18 protein-coding genes and 1 pseudogene are annotated in these 16,675 nt (G+C 36.9%); 10 read left to right on the top strand and 9 right to left on the bottom strand.

The window, feature by feature from the left end; all coding sequences use genetic code 11:
- Positions 1–468 precede the first annotated feature (468 nt).
- The gene (locus WAK64_RS14570) at positions 469–1,830 is read right to left on the bottom strand and encodes a YjiH family protein (protein ID WP_336587726.1); all 1,362 of its coding nucleotides are present in this window, start codon (positions 1,828–1,830) and stop codon (positions 469–471) included.
- Between the two features lie 284 nt (positions 1,831–2,114).
- Here WAK64_RS14570 and WAK64_RS14565 point away from each other — a divergent pair, with 284 nt between their 5' ends.
- The 3 genes from WAK64_RS14565 (at position 2,115) to WAK64_RS14555 (ending at position 5,019) form a co-directional block, all read left to right on the top strand.
- Positions 2,115–3,005, top strand: coding sequence for an ABC transporter permease subunit (locus WAK64_RS14565; protein WP_336587725.1), 891 nt, complete (start codon positions 2,115–2,117; stop codon positions 3,003–3,005).
- Entirely contained in the window at positions 3,002–4,021 is a 1,020-nt protein-coding gene (locus WAK64_RS14560; protein WP_336587724.1) for an ABC transporter permease, read from the top strand. Before WAK64_RS14565 ends, WAK64_RS14560 begins: the two co-directional genes overlap by 4 nt.
- Positions 4,022–4,146: 125 nt before the next feature.
- Positions 4,147–5,019 carry a Cof-type HAD-IIB family hydrolase gene (locus WAK64_RS14555; protein ID WP_336587723.1) on the top strand — a complete coding sequence of 291 codons (873 nt, stop codon included), beginning with the start codon at positions 4,147–4,149 and terminating at the stop codon, positions 5,017–5,019.
- 74 nt (positions 5,020–5,093) lie between these two features.
- Here the strand turns inward: WAK64_RS14555 and WAK64_RS14550 are convergent, their stop codons facing one another.
- The 3 genes from WAK64_RS14550 to WAK64_RS14540 are packed head-to-tail and all read right to left on the bottom strand — an operon-like array spanning position 5,094 to position 7,492.
- Entirely contained in the window at positions 5,094–5,747 is a 654-nt protein-coding gene (locus WAK64_RS14550; protein ID WP_336587722.1) for a TetR/AcrR family transcriptional regulator, read from the bottom strand.
- Between the two features lie 26 nt (positions 5,748–5,773).
- Complete coding sequence (locus WAK64_RS14545; protein WP_336587721.1) at positions 5,774–6,772, bottom strand: ABC transporter permease; 999 nt, start codon at positions 6,770–6,772, stop codon at positions 5,774–5,776.
- Entirely contained in the window at positions 6,773–7,492 is a 720-nt protein-coding gene (locus WAK64_RS14540; protein ID WP_336587720.1) for an ABC transporter ATP-binding protein, read from the bottom strand.
- 163 nt (positions 7,493–7,655) lie between these two features.
- Between WAK64_RS14540 and WAK64_RS14535 the strand changes: the two genes are divergently transcribed.
- Positions 7,656–8,207, top strand: a complete 552-nt coding sequence (locus WAK64_RS14535) for a cysteine hydrolase family protein (RefSeq protein ID WP_336587719.1) — start codon at positions 7,656–7,658, stop codon at positions 8,205–8,207.
- Positions 8,208–8,405: 198 nt separating this feature from the next.
- Here the strand turns inward: WAK64_RS14535 and bshB2 are convergent, their stop codons facing one another.
- Together bshB2 and WAK64_RS14525 are read right to left on the bottom strand one after the other, a co-directional pair.
- The gene (bshB2, locus tag WAK64_RS14530) at positions 8,406–9,089 is read right to left on the bottom strand and encodes a bacillithiol biosynthesis deacetylase BshB2 (RefSeq protein WP_336587718.1); all 684 of its coding nucleotides are present in this window, start codon (positions 9,087–9,089) and stop codon (positions 8,406–8,408) included.
- A gap of 43 nt (positions 9,090–9,132) precedes the next feature.
- Positions 9,133–9,480 (bottom strand): YojF family protein, encoded by a 348-nt coding sequence (locus WAK64_RS14525; RefSeq protein ID WP_336587717.1) that lies wholly within the window; start codon positions 9,478–9,480, stop codon positions 9,133–9,135.
- A 711-nt stretch (positions 9,481–10,191) separates the two neighbouring features.
- Between WAK64_RS14525 and WAK64_RS22450 the strand changes: the two are divergent.
- The 5 genes and pseudogenes from WAK64_RS22450 to WAK64_RS14500 form a co-directional block, all read left to right on the top strand.
- Positions 10,192–10,326: pseudogene (locus WAK64_RS22450) on the top strand (hypothetical protein); the annotation flags it as partial.
- 174 nt (positions 10,327–10,500) lie between these two features.
- Positions 10,501–11,163 carry a uracil-DNA glycosylase gene (locus tag WAK64_RS14515; RefSeq protein WP_336587715.1) on the top strand — a complete coding sequence of 221 codons (663 nt, stop codon included), beginning with the start codon at positions 10,501–10,503 and terminating at the stop codon, positions 11,161–11,163.
- A gap of 207 nt (positions 11,164–11,370) precedes the next feature.
- The gene (locus tag WAK64_RS14510; protein WP_336587714.1) at positions 11,371–12,414 is read left to right on the top strand and encodes a potassium channel family protein; all 1,044 of its coding nucleotides are present in this window, start codon (positions 11,371–11,373) and stop codon (positions 12,412–12,414) included.
- 13 nt (positions 12,415–12,427) lie between these two features.
- Positions 12,428–12,688 carry a YwdI family protein gene (locus tag WAK64_RS14505; RefSeq protein ID WP_336587713.1) on the top strand — a complete coding sequence of 87 codons (261 nt, stop codon included), beginning with the start codon at positions 12,428–12,430 and terminating at the stop codon, positions 12,686–12,688.
- A gap of 23 nt (positions 12,689–12,711) precedes the next feature.
- A complete protein-coding gene (locus WAK64_RS14500) occupies positions 12,712–13,083 on the top strand; it encodes a DUF423 domain-containing protein (RefSeq protein ID WP_336587712.1) in 372 nt (123 codons plus the stop codon).
- A gap of 221 nt (positions 13,084–13,304) precedes the next feature.
- Here WAK64_RS14500 and gerQ read toward each other — a convergent pair whose 3' ends face one another.
- The 3 genes from gerQ to hemQ all read right to left on the bottom strand — a co-directional run bounded on the left by gerQ (position 13,305) and on the right by hemQ (position 15,225).
- Positions 13,305–13,715 (bottom strand): spore coat protein GerQ, encoded by a 411-nt coding sequence (gene gerQ / locus WAK64_RS14495; protein ID WP_336587711.1) that lies wholly within the window; start codon positions 13,713–13,715, stop codon positions 13,305–13,307.
- Positions 13,716–13,735: 20 nt separating this feature from the next.
- Positions 13,736–14,158, bottom strand: coding sequence for a cell wall hydrolase (locus WAK64_RS14490; protein WP_336587710.1), 423 nt, complete (start codon positions 14,156–14,158; stop codon positions 13,736–13,738).
- Between the two features lie 326 nt (positions 14,159–14,484).
- Positions 14,485–15,225: a hydrogen peroxide-dependent heme synthase gene (gene hemQ / locus WAK64_RS14485; protein ID WP_336587709.1), complete on the bottom strand. Its 741-nt coding sequence runs from the start codon at positions 15,223–15,225 to the stop codon at positions 14,485–14,487.
- Positions 15,226–15,480: 255 nt separating this feature from the next.
- Here hemQ and pta point away from each other — a divergent pair, with 255 nt between their 5' ends.
- Positions 15,481–16,455, top strand: a complete 975-nt coding sequence (gene pta, locus WAK64_RS14480; RefSeq protein ID WP_336587708.1) for a phosphate acetyltransferase — start codon at positions 15,481–15,483, stop codon at positions 16,453–16,455.
- The last annotated feature ends 220 nt before the right edge of the window (positions 16,456–16,675 follow it).

Genomic DNA, 16,675 nt, shown 5'->3' with positions numbered 1-16,675 from the left:
CTTCCTTTTCCTTACCCCTTTAAAGGGAAAATGCTCTATATTCGATTTAATGCTGTAATGTTTAAACTATTGCCCTCTCGCTCTATTATCTTGTTTATCAAACATGCTCATAAATATATTATTCTCTGCTATTTTTCATTTCCCTTGAACCGTTCACTGCTGTGAGTAGTCACAAGTTAGTTACTTCCCAATTTTAAAAAACGTAACCAAAACATGGACCATAGAAAGAAAATAGCCCTTTTAATGAAGATAGACTGATATACCCCGCTAGGATTCATTAGAAGCACAAATTTTCTATTAATGTAGAAATCAAAGAAGCAAAAGCTGGTGACTAACGATTTGTGTTCACAGTTTTTGTTGTACCAGTAGAGTCTGAAATGATTAAAGATTCATTATTAATCCATCAAATAAATCATCCCCCCAAACAAAGAGATTGTTTGGGGGGATGATTCTGCTAACAGATAATTTTTAAAAGATAAGATGAGCGATCGCAACAATGATCGGTAAGGTAATGAGAGTACGTAATAGGAAAATTACGAATAAATTAAACAATGATAAAGGGAGCTTGGATCCTAAAATTAATCCCCCTACCTCTGATAAATAAATAAGCTGAGAGACAGATAAACAAGCAATCACAAAACGAGTTAATTCACTTTCAATTCCACTTCCGATTATAGCAGGTAAAAACATGTCAGCAAAGCCAACGACAATTGTTTCAGAAGCTGCTTGTGCTTCAGGGATTTGCAAAAGCTCAAGTAACGGTATAAATGGATAACCAAGGTAGCTGAATATTGGTGTATGTTCTGCTATAACTAACGCAATCGTCCCGATTGCCATAACGACGGGTGCAACGCCAAGCCACATATCCAATACGTTTTTCATGCCATCTTTAAAGAAAATACCAACGCTCGAATTCTTTCTTCCTTGTTCAACAGCTTTAGAAAATCCGAAGCTTAATGGTGACTGTCCGGTAGGAATTGCTTCATCATTTTTTTCTCGAACTTGGCCATTTATGAAAGTGTCTGGTTTACGAGACAATGGTGGGATTCTAGGTAAAATGATAGCCGCAGCAATTCCTGATAAGGCTACTGTCCCATAAAACGGAAGGAAATAGGACTCTAGTCCGATTTCTGTAATAACCACTAAACTAAAAGTAATAGAAACAACTGAAAAGGTCGTTCCGATAATGGCAGCTTCTTTCTTTGTATAATAGCCATCTTCATATTGTTTATTTGTTAACAGTACCCCAATGGTTCCGTCTCCTAACCACGAAGCTAAAGCATCGATAGAAGATCGTCCTGGAAGTTTAAATAGAGGTCTCATCAATTTAGTTAATAAGGCAGAGAAAAGTTCTAGTAATCCAAAGTTTAGTAATAGGGGCAAAAATAGCCCAGCGAATAAAAATACAGAGAAAAGAATCGATAGTAATCCGCCATCTGCTAATAGTAACCCACCTGTATTTGGTTCCCAAATCAATTCAGGACCAATTTGATATAGTGTCATAACGGCAAAAATGGCACCAAATAGACGAATAAAAACCCAGGTGATTGAGACATTGAATAAATTATTCAAAAAGGGTTGTTGAATAATAAAAGTCGGTTTAAATAGCTTTGCTACAAGGGTTGCTGTAGCAGTTACGATAATTAAGATAGTCATAATGGCCGGGATAAGGGACCCTATATTATCTTGAAGAAACGTCGAAAGAATGGCAATTGGAATAGAAACACCATCTCCAAGCGGATTAGGAATAGGAATCATAAATAAGAAAATACCAAGAAGCGAAGGTAGTAAAAATTTCATAACATGAGTAAGCTTAAACTTTGTTGTCATAGCACACCTCGTATAATTTATTGATTTTTTTGTATAAAAATTCAACTATAGTCATTATAGTTTATATTTATACATTAATCTAGTTTTTTATTAACTTTTGCAAGAAAGTCTTACTATTCTATTTTATTCTAAATATAGTGCAAATTGCAAAAACTTTTTTCTGTAATAATCAATGATAAAACAGATAGAGTAGGAATATCCCCCTTTATACCTATTTAAAATGTTTACAAAATTCTCAAATATGTTAATATTGCATTAAATTGGAAGGGGTGGGGTGTAATAATTTGAGTAGATTACTAAAGAAAATAGTCGATAAAAGTTTTCAGCTATTGTTCGCTTGTGTAGGAATCATATTAGTGGGAGCTCTCCCTAATTTACTAAGCGGGCTTAGCTCATGGCAATTAAATTGGTCCATGTATTTTGAATCAGTTTTAGAAATAACTTCAGCTTTATTTCATTTGGACGAGATTACCTATCATGGTAGAGATCCGTCTGCAGTTCGACCTTTATTCCCCCTAATAATAGAGCCACTCTCTTATTCTCTTACTTTATTGCTAGGCGCATTTTTAGTAGCTGTTATAGTTTCCTTACTTCTTACATACATTACAATGCTTTTCACGGAAAGAAATAGAAGGAAAATAAAGATGATTTTCTTTTTATTTGAATCGCTACCCGATATATTTATTATTCTCATGTGCCAGATGTTTGTGGTTTTCTTTTATAAAAAAACACAAATATTATTAGTAGAGTTTGCTGCGGTCGGCCCTACAAAGGCGTATTTACTACCAATTCTCTGTTTATCCATTTTGCCAATGATACATCTTTTTCGTTTAAGCATGCTCACCTTTGAAAATGAAGAAAGGCAGAATTATGTCGAGTTGGCAAAATCAATTGGGAATGGAAAAACGATTATTTTCACAAAACATATGTTTCGTAATGCCATCATCTCAGTGTTTTTTCAATCGAAGAAAATCATCTGGTTTATGTTGTCTAATTTATTTGTGTTAGAGATCTTATTTAATGTACCGGGTATTACATGGTTCCTATTTCAAAATATGCAACCAAAAGTGACCACTGTTACGTTAATAGCGATCTTTATTCCAGTATTTATTTTTTATACGATTGGAGAGTGGCTGATTGAAAGAAAAGCAGGAAAAGGAGAGGTGCTCACATGAGGAAAGCAATAAAGCAACCGTTATTTTTAATTGGCTTTAGCATTCTATTTCTATTTCTCGTGAGTAGTTTCACCTATTCTTTTATATGGGATGACGAGATACGCCAAGAGTTTTTTGTACGTTCAGCTGAGGGCAAAATTATAGATGATGCTCCTTATGGCCCTACCGGCAGCTTTCTATTAGGGACAGACAATGAAGGGTTTGATTTACTAGGAAAAATCATTGTTGGAGCAAAATACACTATTTTAGGGGCGTTTGCGGTAGCCTTTCTCAGAATGATTATTTCCATTCCAATTGGTCTTTTACTAGGAACGGTATTTAGAAAGCAGAAGCGGTTTGTAAATGGCTTTGCTGATTCATTCCATTTTGTTCCCTTAAGTATTATTGCCTACTATATTTTATCCCCTATTCTAAATATGACCCCAGATGGGTTTGAAAATACACTTTTTGAGAGAATAGGGATTGAGATTGTTATATTAGCTTTACTAACAGTTCCCATTATTTCAACTTTGATTGGGAACGAAACAATGCTCATTTATCAAAAAGAATATGTTCAATGCGCAAAGACGGTGGGAGCAAGTAAAGTAAGAATTGTACGGAAGCATATTTATCCAGCTCTTCGAGAAAAGCTGTTTGTCTTATTTGGACAGCAAATAATGCAGGCTTTCATTATTTTCTCTCATCTTGGTGTCGTAAATTTATTTCTAGGTGGGACAATTCTAACTTTTGGTTTTGGTCCGCAGGACCCACCACTTAGTGTCACAAATGAATGGTCAGGTTTAATAGGTAGTTCATTTCGGTGGATGGAAACAGCTCCATGGATTCCGTTGGCACCTATTATTTGTTTTGGCTTAGCGATCTTGGCAGTCGCATTAATGATTGAAGGGTATGTGATTGCTACTTCTGGAAGGTCGCATTATTTTGCAAAAATAAAGAAAGTAACAAATATAGATTCTTCAAAAGTAGACTCAAACGTGAACGCAACGGAATTAGAACGATTAAAGAAAACGAGTTAACAAAACGAGTACACTCAGGATGCATCCGAATGGATGGTTATGGAAGTCTATTTTCTTATTAATTGAATATGACCGTCCTTTTCCTTAGAATAGAAGAAACTAATTAAATAAAGAGGTGCCAAAAAATGATTCGTTGTATAGCATCCGATATGGATGGCACATTGTTGAACCATGAATTAAAAGTGACGGAAGAAAATAAAATTGCAATCGAAAAAGCAAAATCACAAGGGGTAGAAGTAATTATTGCGACAGGAAGGTCGTATGCTGAAGCAAGATATGCCCTACAGGAAGCAGATTTACATCTACCTATTATCTGTTCAAATGGGGCAGAAATTCGTGATGAACAGGGTGAATTAATCTATCATGCGAGTATGAGTCGAGAAAAAGCTAAAAAAATAGCTCTTACCTTAAGTGAGTTAGGCATTTACTATGAACTTTATACGAATAAAGGTACTTATACAGAAAGTCGTGAATTGGGTATTCAAATTCTCGTCGATATTTATCAGTCAGCAAACCCTGAGGTGCCTGAAGTTCTTGTTCGTCAAGCAGTAGAAGAGAGATTTTCAAATAATGGATTAATTAAAGTAACCGATAATTATGAGCAGCTATTTCAGGACGAAACGTTGTTCATTAATAAATTCCTTGCTTATTCAATGGATAATAAAAAGCTTAAACAAGCAAGTGAAACGTTGGCTAATATTACTGAAATTGCGATTACGTCATCAGGGAAAGAAAATATTGAAATCACAGCAGAGCATGCCCAAAAAGGGATTGCATTAGAGCAGTATATAAATGAAAAAGGAATAACGCTTAAAGAGTGTATGGCAATAGGTGATAATTTCAATGATGTGTCTATGCTAGAACGAGTCGGATATCCCGTTGTCATGGCAAATTCAGACGAAAAAGTAAAGGCACTTTATTCACGACAAACCGCTTCCAATCGAGAAAGTGGAGTAGGAAAAGCCATTGAAGCTGTCTTATCAGAAAGCATAAAGTAGCGGTTGCTTCGTTATCCTAATGTTAAAGGTCTGTATCGTAGATTCAAGAAACTATGATACAGACCTTTTTATGTTTAATGTTCTTTCGGATGAAGGCCGTGCATTATGAGCTGGATGGTTTGCTCAATTTCTTCTTCATGATTCCCATCTTTTTCAGAGAAAATGACGTGCTGAGAGATGATATAACCTATGATGACAGTCATTGTGAAACGAATTACAGCTTTTGGGGGGAGGTTAATGATTTGCCCTCGCTCTTGATAGTGTTGTACTACTAGAGCAAACTTCTCTGATACCTTCTTTACGACATGTTCAATAAAGGGCTCTTTGAGCTCTGGATGAAAAGGGATTTCTTGTATAAAAATTTTAAAGACATTAATATTCGTTTTGAAAAACTCTTGACGGTTAAGAATGATGGCACGAAGAAAATCTTCGTATCTTTCATAAGGTGTATCCATAATCTTGTGCACGTCTTTTATCACAAAAGGGGCAATGATTTTAGCCATCATTGGAGAGACTATGTTAAGCAATAAGTCTTTTTTTGTTTGATAATGTCGGAAGATCGTCCCTTCGGCTACCCCTGCTCTTTTAGCTATTTGATTCGTCGAGGTGGCAGCATATCCATTTTCAGCAAACATTTCGACTGCAGCCTCAATAATTCTTCGTTGTTTTTCTGTAACCTTTTCATTTTCATTCAATAGATAATCAAATATATTATTTTCTTCTGACATGAAATGTCTCCTTTTGAGAGTGGTACCTATATTTTACGATAATTCTTTAGGGTAATAATATTCAGAGTAATAAACGTAAGTGAGAAGAGCAATAAAAATAATAAAGAAGGAAGCAAATCAGAAATACCTGCTCCTCTAAACATGACATCTTTTAGAGCACTTCCTGCATAATACAAAGGTGTCATGGGTCCAATCCAATTTAACCATTCAGAAATTGACTCCAAATTAAACAGTCCCGAAAAGAAGACTTGTGGAACGACGACGATTGGGATAAATTGCATCATTTGCAGCTCATTTTTTGCAAATGCTGATAATAATATTCCCAGTGTTAATGCTGAAAAAGACAATAGGACGATGATGAAGAGGACGGTGAAAAAGCTTCCTATCATTAACATGTCTAAAATGTAAATACTGTACCATGTAATAATGGAGGCTTGAACGAAAGTGAAAATGCCAAAACCAGCAATATAGCCAAACACCATTTCCCATATTTTCAACGGACTTGCAAGTAAGCGCTCTAATGTTCCACTTGTACGTTCTCTCAAGAAGGAAACGCCACTCACTAAAAAGACAAAAAAGAACACAAAAAAGCCAAGTAAAATAGGTCCAAATGAATCAAACATGCCCATATCTTCATCCCCGTATACATACTGGATGTTAAGTGAGGATTCACCATTTGATAGCCACTCTTGAACTTCTTTCATGGTGACCTTAGTCTTGGAAGGGTCACTGCCTTCTACAACGATTGTAGGTGTGTCTAGCATGTCAACATAACCATCAAGTTCCCCATCGATAAGTTTTTCCATTGCTTCTTCCTCTGACACGACGATGGCTCCCTGTTCCTCCAATCGTTCTTCGACGATAGCATTTGCTACTACACCAATTTTTGGCGTGTACGGGTCGGCGTCGAAGACTAACCATAACAACGATAAAATAAAGAGAGGCGCTAAAAACATTAAAGCTAACGTTCGTTTATCTCGAAGGAGCTGAAGGATTATCCGTTTGGCAAACCCTAATACTCTCATTTAGTTTCCCTCCATCTTTAAAAAGACATCTTCCATGGTTGTGACATGAAAGGTTTCTTTAATTTGGTTTGGTGTATCATTCGCAATTAAATGACCATCACGAATAAGTCCTAATACATCACATTTTTCAGCCTCATCCATAACGTGAGTAGTTATAAATAAAGATACTCCGTCGCTCTTCAGTTCTTGAAATTTAGCCCAAATTTTTTGACGAAGAACAGGGTCAATACCCACTGTAGGTTCATCTAAAATTAGTATTTTGGGCTGATGGAGCATGGCTGTTATGAGTGACAGCCTCCGTCTCATTCCGCCTGAATATAAGGAAACAGGTTTATGGAGGGCCGACGATAATTCCACCATTTCCATTAGTTCTAAAATACGCATTTTCCGCTCGCTTTTTTTCATCCCATACATGGAGGCAAAAAAATCAAGGTTTTCATAAGCACTTAATTCATTGTAAAGTGCATCGCCTTGGGCCATATAGCCGATATTATAAAATAAATCTTTTGAGGAAAGTGGCTTTTGGTTAAAGGTGATGGTTCCAACAGAAGGCTTTTCTAATCCAATCATCATTTTAATAAGTGTCGTCTTACCTGATCCGGATGGACCGAGTAGTCCATAGATCTCCCCCCTACGCAGCTGTAAGGTTACTTCCCTAAGGACTTCAAGGTCCCCAAAGGATTTTGAGAGAGATTGAATTTCCATTATAGAGTGCGGCATATTAAAAACTCCCTTCGTATTAAAAAGTGAGTAATCACTCATTATAATAATAATTTATTGGTGTAACAATCGCAATGAAAAAATGAGGAATGGCTAATAATTATCATTTGTCATCAAGTACTAAAAATCGCTAAAATAATGATAAACGATTGTAAGGGAGCTGATGGAAGTGAAAGCTATGATTCAAATTGATTATACGTGGGATTTTGTCGCAGATAACGGCGCCCTTTCTTGCCAAGAACCTGCACAAAAAATAGAAAGTACTATCTATTCGTTAACGAAGGAATTTATTGAGAATGGAGATTATGTCGTTTTAGCGGTAGATGTTCATGAAGAGGGGGATACATGTCACCCTGAAACAGAACTATTTCCTCCTCATAATCTTCGTGGTACGAAAGGTCGAGATCTATACGGAAGCGTAAAAGAATTAGTAAATGAAAATAAGAATCATCCAAATGTATATTTTATGGATAAAACTCGTTATTCTGCATTTGCAGGGACTGATCTTGAAATGAAGCTAAGGGAAAGAGGAATTACTGAGCTTCATCTTGTAGGGGTATGTACGGATATTTGTGTCCTTCATACGGCTATCGATGCATACAATAAAGGTTTTTCCATTGTTGTTCATCAAAACGCGGTTGCTTCTTTTAATGAAAAAGGTCATGAATGGTCACTGGATCATTTTCGAACAGTTTTAGGAGCACGGGTAATATAAAGTTGTCAGTAACTAGGGTAGTGGTTGGGTGTCGGGTTAAGTTTAATGGCTCCAATCGAAAAATATCGCCACGAATTGAATTACTTTCGTGGCGATATTATTTATGAAGAGGTGAACAACGATTATCGAAATATAAGCTGACAAAAGCTCTTCAGTGATTTTTTGTTTATTCAATCTCCATATGACTAGTTTGTCAATTTATTGTACGGTGTCTTTATCCCATTGGTAGCTCCAAAAACGTTCCTTTGTTACCCAAGCAACAGCTTCTGGATCATTATTTTTTAGTTTTTCTTCCATTTCCACTAACATCCAAGCCGTTTGAGATATATGTGCTTTCATAGCAGCTATTTTAATATCTTTTACAGGAGTAATGTCATGAACAATATCCGGTTTCCCAAGGTTTTCTTCAGTGTTTTTGGCAAATGCTACACAATGCAGTTTTGGACGTTGATGTTCAGGTATTTGTCTGACAGCACGAACAACCGCACGTGCAGTAGCCTCATGGTCGGGGTGCACAGAGTAGTCTGGATAGAATGTAATGATTAATGAAGGATTGATTTCCTTAATTAAAGAAAATACCATATTTTTCATTTTTGTGTCATCTTCAAACTCAATAGTTTTGTCTCGCAGCCCCATCATCCGTAAATCTTGGATGCCCATTACATTTGCAGCAGCCTGCAATTCCTTCTTTCGAATCAAGGGAAGAGATTCTCGCGTTGCAAATGGAGGGTTTCCTAAGTTACGCCCCATTTCTCCAAGAGTTAAGCAAGCATACGTAACGGGCGTTCCGTTTTTTATATGAGTAGCAATTGTCCCTGACACGCCGAAAGCTTCATCATCTGGGTGTGGGAAAATAACGAGGACACTTTTTTCGATTTCCATTCTCTTTCCTCCTAAATCAGTTCATAATCCGTTTTTATGAAAATTATTCAAATGGGGTTGAGCTAATTTGCAAAGCAACGGCAAGCTTACCTTCGTGGTCATGTCCAGCCATCAACAGGCGGCCATCTTGATCAATTTCAAAGTGGGTTAGACCCTCTGCATAAATCCAACCGATGGAAAGTTTTAATCCAACTCGAAACGGACCATTTCCGGCAATTTTTCCATGCTCATACTGGACTTTTGCATTTCGAATATACGCTCCAGCTGAAAAGAAGCTTTCATTAAAATGACTGGCGTAAGCTCCATTTGTGGTTTCCATATGAATATATACATCTTGACGAGAAAATGTATTAATTGCATGTTGTACCTTAGAAGCGATGATTGGTTCCATCTTCTTTCCTCCTTAACCTTTATTACCTTTAGCTATATATCATCTTACTAGAATTGAGAGTTAAATGCGAAAAGAAGGTTTTAATGAAAAAAGTTGTAGAAGAGAGAAAGGGATGAAGTCTTTGTTGGGAGCTCATTTCCGTATGTAGATTATAGGAGGTTGTCATTAAGTCAATATAAAGAATAATCATGATTAATTTAATATATGAGATGTAGGATGTATATAATCTCTGGTTCACATTGTTTTCATTCTGTAAGAATTGTTTGTGCATAGCTGTTTAATAGCAGGTACTGTCTTTTCTGAGGTTAGGAGATCGTTACGTTGCTAGTTCCTTTTTCTATCTACTTTATTAATATAGCCATTAGGTAGTGAAAATGTGAAAGAGAGTTCAGACATTCATCAACACAAGTTTATTCCATCTTTCGACAGAATTCCTTATAATGTAATCATGAAATAGATAGTTAGGGAGAGATGGATGAGCGTTCAGCAATGGTTTTCAGGAAGTGAAGTAGGCTCAGAAACAGGACGTTTTATAGAGGAAATACAAGAGTTACATTCACTTGCTACCGCCTAAGCATTTGTGAAGGTAGTGGTTGAGGAAGAAGAGAACGCATTGTTCGGCAAAGAAATAAAGACAAACCTGCACGGTAAAAACGAAAGGTATTACTAGTAGTACCAGGCACAGTAGTAGCTGGGGTAGATTTATTAAAAGTAGGTCAAAGAGATGTTAAGATTAAAGAAAAAACGAAGGAAATCAATCTTAATCTTACCAAAAGCACAGCAGGTGTTAGTCTCGATGTGGACAATATTCAAACATTCTCAGTTGAAGGACATTTTTCGAAATGAAGTATGTTGGGAAGAAGGGTTTACCCTTGCTTCCAAGGCGAAGGGAATTGTAGAGGAAAAGACAATTGCTCAAGGGCTAATAAAGAAGGCGGAAGAACACCCTGAAAAATCTTTAACTAATTTATTAAAACAGCTTGGTTATTCTGTAACCGTCAGTTTTAAGGAGGTTGCCATATGAACATTCATAACGATTGGGGCCCATTGCTCCAAGCAGAATTTAATGAGGAGTATTATCAGGAACTACAACATTTCCTGTCAGAAGAGTTTCGATATCAGACCGTTTATCCAAATAAACAGGATATTTATAATGCCCTCCGCTATACCCCTTACGGAGATGTTCAGGTCGTAATTCTTGGACAGGATCCTTATCATGGCCTCAACCAGGCACATGGACTTAGTTTTTCTGTTAAACCTAATGTCCCTCACCCCCCATCATTAAAAAATATTTTTAAAGAATTACAGGATGATTTAGGAGTCCCTATACCAAAAGGTGGTAGCTTAATTCCGTGGGCGAAGCAAGGTGTTTTGTTGTTAAACACCGTCCTAACAGTCAGAGAAGGAAAAGCTCATTCTCATAAAAATAAGGGGTGGGAACGTTTAACAGATAAAATTATCTCTCTTTTAAATGATCGAGAAGATCCAATTATTTTTATTTTATGGGGAAAACATGCTCAAGAAAAGAAACGACAAATTAATCAAAATCGACATTTTCTTCTTGAGGCACCTCACCCAAGTCCTTTATCTGCTTATCGGGGCTTTTTTGGTAGCCGGCCTTTTTCAAAAGCAAATAAGCTATTATATAGACAGGGAAAATCCGAAATTCTGTGGAATTTATGAGTAGGAGAAAGAGATGAAACAAGTAGAGCGTATTAATTGTTTTCAATGTCAGTTTTTTTATATTACGTGGAACCCTCAGCACCCAAGGGGTTGCAAGGCGTATGGATTTAAAACGAATATGCTTCCCTCAAGGTATGTTTTAAAGGCATCTGGTCAACCTTGCCTACAGTTTTCACAAAAATAAGGAATAATTGAGAGGGCGGTCTGATGCTTAAGAACCAATCGTTACCAGAAAGAAAAGTGAAAAGACAACACCAGCGGTTTCGTCATTTAGCAAATAGCTTTTTTGCGATGAATATAATTATTTTTATTGGTACAGTGGGGTTTATGCTGTTAGAAAATCTGTCCCTATTTGATTCACTTTGGCTGACAATGGTAACCGTTTTGACTGTTGGGTATGGTGACCAAATTCCAATAACCACTGAAGGAAAAGTTTTTGCTATGGCATTGATTCCTGTTGCGATCGGTATCGTAACCTATGCGATGGGTTCTGTCGCAACCATTTTATTAGAGGGAGAATTTTCTCAAACGGTGAGGTTAAATCGTATGAAAATAAAAATTAAGCAGTTAGAAGGTCATTTTATTGTTTGTGGCGTAGGGAGAGTGGGGGAGCAAGTTTTAGAACATTTAAGAAATAAAGGAATTAAAGCGGTATTTATCGATCAAGATGGAGAGCGATTAGAAAGTATTATGACTTCAAGTGATAAATACCTCATTGGTGATGCGACAGAAGATCAATGCTTGATTCATGCTGGAATTGATAAAGCAGCTGGGATTATTGCCACTCTTCCAAGCGATGCTGACAATGTATTCATAACGTTAACAGCAAAAGGCTTGAATCCTGACATTCATGTTGTTGCAAGAGCAGAAAGAAGTTCTTCTATCGATAAATTGACCCGTGCGGGGGCAAATAAGGTCATTAACCCTTCTTCTTTAGGGGGGAATCAAATGGTTATGTCTATGCTCAAGCCGTTAAGTGTACAATATGTAGAGATGATGCTACATTCAAATAAGCAGAACTATGGCATTGAAGAATTACGAATAGGAGAAGGATGTGCACTGATAGATAAAACCATAGCGGATGCAGAGATAAGAAAAAAATATGGAGTTATGATTGTTGCCATCATGCGTGGTGATGAGATCATTCCGAATCCTAATTCACATGAAATGTTGAAGCAAAACGATAAAGTGGTTGTCTTTGGCGGTGACAAAGAATTGAGCCAATTTGAACGAGTTGTCATTCCATTATAAAGGAGGTTTTACTTTGAATATTAGCTATCATTCCATTCTTTCAAAAATGGAAAAAGAGTTGCAACAAGCGAAAAGTGGGGGTGAAATACGAGACCACTTACACATTATAAAGGCATTATGTGAAGTGATTTTAGACGATACGCCTGCTTCGACAACAAATGTGTCTGTTGTCGAACCGATAGCACCCCAAAAAACGACTTCTGTTACGTTACCTGAACAACGTGCGTTGAAAACGGATGATGGTGCGAATGGAGACTCTATTTTCGATTTTTAAATTATTTAATGAGGTGAAACATTGTGAAATTATTTATTATTATTGGGGCACTTAATGCCTTTTTATCCGTAGCTTTTGGTGCGTTTGGTGCACATGCACTTGAAGGAAAACTTGAACAAAAATATATTGAAACTTGGCAGACGGCCGTACAGTATCAAATGTTCCACAGTATAGGAATTCTTGTCATCGCTGTGTTCTTAGGGCAATATCCAGCAAGTGCCTTATTGTCTTGGTCGAGTTGGTTAATGCTTATAGGAATTATTTTATTTTCAGGAAGCTTATATATATTAAGTGTAACGAAAATTAGCATCCTAGGTGCCATCACTCCACTTGGAGGGATATCCTTTTTAGTAGCATGGGTTCTATTAATAATCGCATCAGTGAAATTAATGTAGTAAGTATGTAAGTTTGTTATACCTGCAGGTGAAAGTTGTCTCATTTTGTATAGTAGGAGAGAATTTAATAGGAAGATAGAAAATTTATTAACGATACTTTGAGTATGTAAGAGGGTGATAGGTCGATTTTTTCGCTTTTCCATTCTCTCGTTATAGATCTTTCTTATCTTCCTAAACTTAGTATAATGAAAAAAAACCGACTAAATAGTCGGATAACTCATTTATCGTGGTGAATAGGCTACTGTACCTCCATTGAAGTATTCAATTTCTTCATCAAATGTAATGTAATCTAAATAGATTACTGGTAATAAATATCGCTTACCAGTTTGAGGGTCACTAATGATGATATGATCACGCCCCGCTGTTTCAATAATTCCTTTAAATACTTTCGCGTTCCATTGATTATTATTTTCAAATGTCATATAGATTGTGGCGATTTTCCCTTTATTTAAGCGTAGGATATTTTCGATATACGATTCTTCTACAGGAAGTTGACCAGGAATATTTTGTGAAGGAGAAGGGGCGCTTGTTGGCGCTGGAACTTGTAGCCCTCCTTGTGCCGCCCCGTATGGCTGCTGACCATACCCTTGATTATATCTTTGTGGATAGCCATAATATTGTCCTTGATTCAAACTGTATTCCCCCTTTACTTTTAATAAACTGTTTTACAGTCCGATTGTGTCGGTTTAAAGAAACAGTGAGACTTGTAACGACCGGAATTCCATTGGTTAAACCATTGTGCTGGACAAGCTCCCTCAGGTCTGAAAAACCATAATGCATTGCTCGCTGGATGATAACGCCCACCCTTAATGGCTTTCCGGGCCAAGTCGATGTCTTTTTGTCTGGCAGCCTGATAGAAATATCCCTTTTGAGTAGCTTCAAATCCGCCAGGACTTTGAAATACCATACTCCGAATATTTCGAATATCTTTAAAATCTAAACAATCTGCAAGAACACGATTAACTCCTACATTTCCTACCATTGACATACCAAGCTGACCATCCCCTTCTGCTTCAGCGCGCATTAAGCGAGCAAGTAACTTTACATCAGCTTCGTTATAAGCAATAACGCCCATACTTTCACCTCACTTACAAGCAGATTCAAGTGAAATAGGATTTAAGGGTTCTTCAACAAAATTAAGATAAACCCAATAAAGCTGTAAGCATCCACCATAGGGGGAGGCTAACGGGGGTGAAATATTTATTTTAGTAGCCTTGCATCACTATTTCATACATATGATGTCAGAGAACTAAATATGAAAAGAAATAAAAAAAGCCTCCCGCAAAGAGGAAGCTTTTTTGAAAGGTAAAATATAGTATAGGTGAGGGTTAAGAGAAATGATGTCGCAATTCAAGCCTATTCACCTTTTTCTCGTCAATAAGCACCTATATTATGGGTCTTTTATTGATTCACGTGGAGGAATGAGTATAGGCGATGTTCTTCTAGTAGATTTCCTACGAAGAATGAACCGAACTCCCCGTATCGAGCACTTACTTCATCAAATCGCATTTCATATACGAGCTTTTTAAATTGAAGTACGTCATCAGCAAAAAGTGTTACGCCCCATTCATAATCATCAAAACCAACGGAGCCTGTAATGACTTGTTTTACTTTTCCGGCATATTGACGTCCAATCATACCATGACTACGCATTAGGCTACGGCGCTCCTCCATCGGTAGCATATACCAGTTATCTTGACCTTGGCGTCGTTTATCCATTGGGTAGAAGCAAACATGCTTTGCTTTTGGTAATTCTGGGTATAAACGAGAACGTACATGCGGATTTTCATATGGATCTTCATCTTGTGGTAGATAGTTACTTAATTCTACAACAGATACATAAGAAAATGCAGGAATTGTAAATTCAGCAATCTTCAATTTATTAAATTCTGTTTCTAGTTCATTTAGCTCTTCTATTGTTGGACGAAGAATCATTAGCATAAAATCGGCTTTTTGCCCAACGATCGAATAGAAAGCATGGCTACCTTCATTAGTATCGTTGAGTTTTGACAAAAATTGTTGAAATTCATAGATAGCTGATTGACGCTCATCACTTGAAAGAATCTTCCAAGTTGTCCAATCTATTGAGCGGAAATCATGCAGAGAATACCAACCATCTAGTGTTTGTGCTGGTTCGCTCATTCTTAATCACTCCTATTCAAATTCTTCACCCTTACTATATCATAGTTTGTCCGAATTGGATGGTTGCAAACACTTTTCTAACGGAAAATGAAGTTGAATAGAGTAATGTGGCAAGGAAAAGACTAGATAAGTGATTGTCGTTCATGGTGTAAAAATCAGAAAACAAAGACTTTTAAGTGAAAGCGTTAACAAACTTTGAAAAGAACCATTAGAGGAGTATTCTAATGGTAAAGAATAATAAGGAGGACGTTTAAGGTGAGTGATTTATTTAGGTCATTAAAAGAGAATATTGTAGGGAAAAATCTAAAAATCGTTTTTCCAGAGGGACTAGATGAGCGAATTTTAGCAGCAGCAGGGCGTCTAGCAGCTGATTCTTTAGTCACACCTATTTTAGTAGGGAATAAGCAAGAAGTTGAGGCAAAAGCGGCTGAGTTAAGTGTGAAGCTTGAAGGGTGTGAAGTTTATGACCCAGCGGATTATGATAAAGTAGACGAGCTTGTAGCAGCCTTTGTAGAGCGAAGAAAAGGGAAAGTATCGGAAGAAGATGCACGAAAAATATTATTAGATGAAAATTATTTTGGAACAATGCTTGTGTACACAAAATTAGCACATGGATTAGTAAGTGGAGCAGCACACTCTACAGCGGATACAGTTCGCCCTGCGCTACAAATTATTAAGACAAAAGAAGGTGTTCGAAAGACATCTGGGGTTTTTATAATGGTCCGTGATGAAGAGAAATACGTATTTGCTGATTGTGCCATTAATATTTCACCAGATTCCCAAGATTTAGCTGAAATCGCGATTGAAAGTGCGAGAACTGCCAAAATGTTCACGATTGATCCACGTGTAGCAATGCTAAGCTTTTCAACAAAAGGCTCTGCTAAATCTCCAGAAACGGACAAAGTAATTGAAGCTGTTCATATAGCAAAAGAACGTGAACCTGAGCTTGCCCTTGATGGGGAATTTCAATTTGATGCTGCGTTTGTTCCATCTGTAGCGAAGAAAAAAGCCCCGAACTCACCGTTACAAGGAGATGCGAATGTATTTGTATTTCCAAGTTTAGAAGCAGGAAATATAGGCTACAAAATTGCACAACGTTTAGGTAATTTTGAAGCTGTAGGGCCTATTCTTCAAGGGTTAAACGCTCCTGTTAATGATTTATCTCGAGGGTGTAATGAGGAAGATGTTTATAAACTAGCTCTTATTACAGCAGCCCAAGCATTATCATAAAAACAATATAATAATGCGATGAAAGAGGCTGGGACATAACTAGCTTCAAAAAGTGAGAAAGGTGAATTTGAGAGTTCTCAAATTCACCTTTCTTTTATTTTGGGTTTGTATACTTGTATAACCTTAGTTAATGGCAGTGAATTTTCTTAAATTCACTGCCATTAACGCGAGACCCATTTCGTTTTCTACCTTTGATTTTCCACGTACAGAAAATCGGGAG

Source organism: Bacillus spongiae (assembly GCF_037120725.1).
GTDB lineage: Bacteria > Bacillota > Bacilli > Bacillales > Bacillaceae_K > Bacillus_CI > Bacillus_CI spongiae.
Note: the sequence above shows the minus strand (reverse complement) of the source record. Positions and strands in the feature narration are given on the sequence as shown.

What these genes read in the sequence shown, in the direction of transcription:
- WAK64_RS14535 (WP_336587719.1), top strand. Translation starts at nt 7,656, where the DNA reads ATGGAAGTGAAAGCTATGATTCAAATTGATTATACGTGGGATTTTGTC.
- WAK64_RS14550 (WP_336587722.1), bottom strand. Translation starts at nt 5,747, where the DNA reads ATGTCAGAAGAAAATAATATATTTGATTATCTATTGAATGAAAATGAA.
- WAK64_RS14570 (WP_336587726.1), bottom strand. Translation starts at nt 1,830, where the DNA reads ATGACAACAAAGTTTAAGCTTACTCATGTTATGAAATTTTTACTACCT.
- bshB2 (WP_336587718.1), bottom strand. Translation starts at nt 9,089, where the DNA reads ATGGAAATCGAAAAAAGTGTCCTCGTTATTTTCCCACACCCAGATGAT.
- WAK64_RS14490 (WP_336587710.1), bottom strand. Translation starts at nt 14,158, where the DNA reads ATGGGCGTTATTGCTTATAACGAAGCTGATGTAAAGTTACTTGCTCGC.
- WAK64_RS14545 (WP_336587721.1), bottom strand. Translation starts at nt 6,772, where the DNA reads ATGAGAGTATTAGGGTTTGCCAAACGGATAATCCTTCAGCTCCTTCGA.
- WAK64_RS14560 (WP_336587724.1), top strand. Translation starts at nt 3,002, where the DNA reads ATGAGGAAAGCAATAAAGCAACCGTTATTTTTAATTGGCTTTAGCATT.
- WAK64_RS14555 (WP_336587723.1), top strand. Translation starts at nt 4,147, where the DNA reads ATGATTCGTTGTATAGCATCCGATATGGATGGCACATTGTTGAACCAT.
- WAK64_RS14525 (WP_336587717.1), bottom strand. Translation starts at nt 9,480, where the DNA reads ATGGAACCAATCATCGCTTCTAAGGTACAACATGCAATTAATACATTT.
- WAK64_RS14540 (WP_336587720.1), bottom strand. Translation starts at nt 7,492, where the DNA reads ATGCCGCACTCTATAATGGAAATTCAATCTCTCTCAAAATCCTTTGGG.
- WAK64_RS14510 (WP_336587714.1), top strand. Translation starts at nt 11,371, where the DNA reads ATGCTTAAGAACCAATCGTTACCAGAAAGAAAAGTGAAAAGACAACAC.
- hemQ (WP_336587709.1), bottom strand. Translation starts at nt 15,225, where the DNA reads ATGAGCGAACCAGCACAAACACTAGATGGTTGGTATTCTCTGCATGAT.
- WAK64_RS14515 (WP_336587715.1), top strand. Translation starts at nt 10,501, where the DNA reads ATGAACATTCATAACGATTGGGGCCCATTGCTCCAAGCAGAATTTAAT.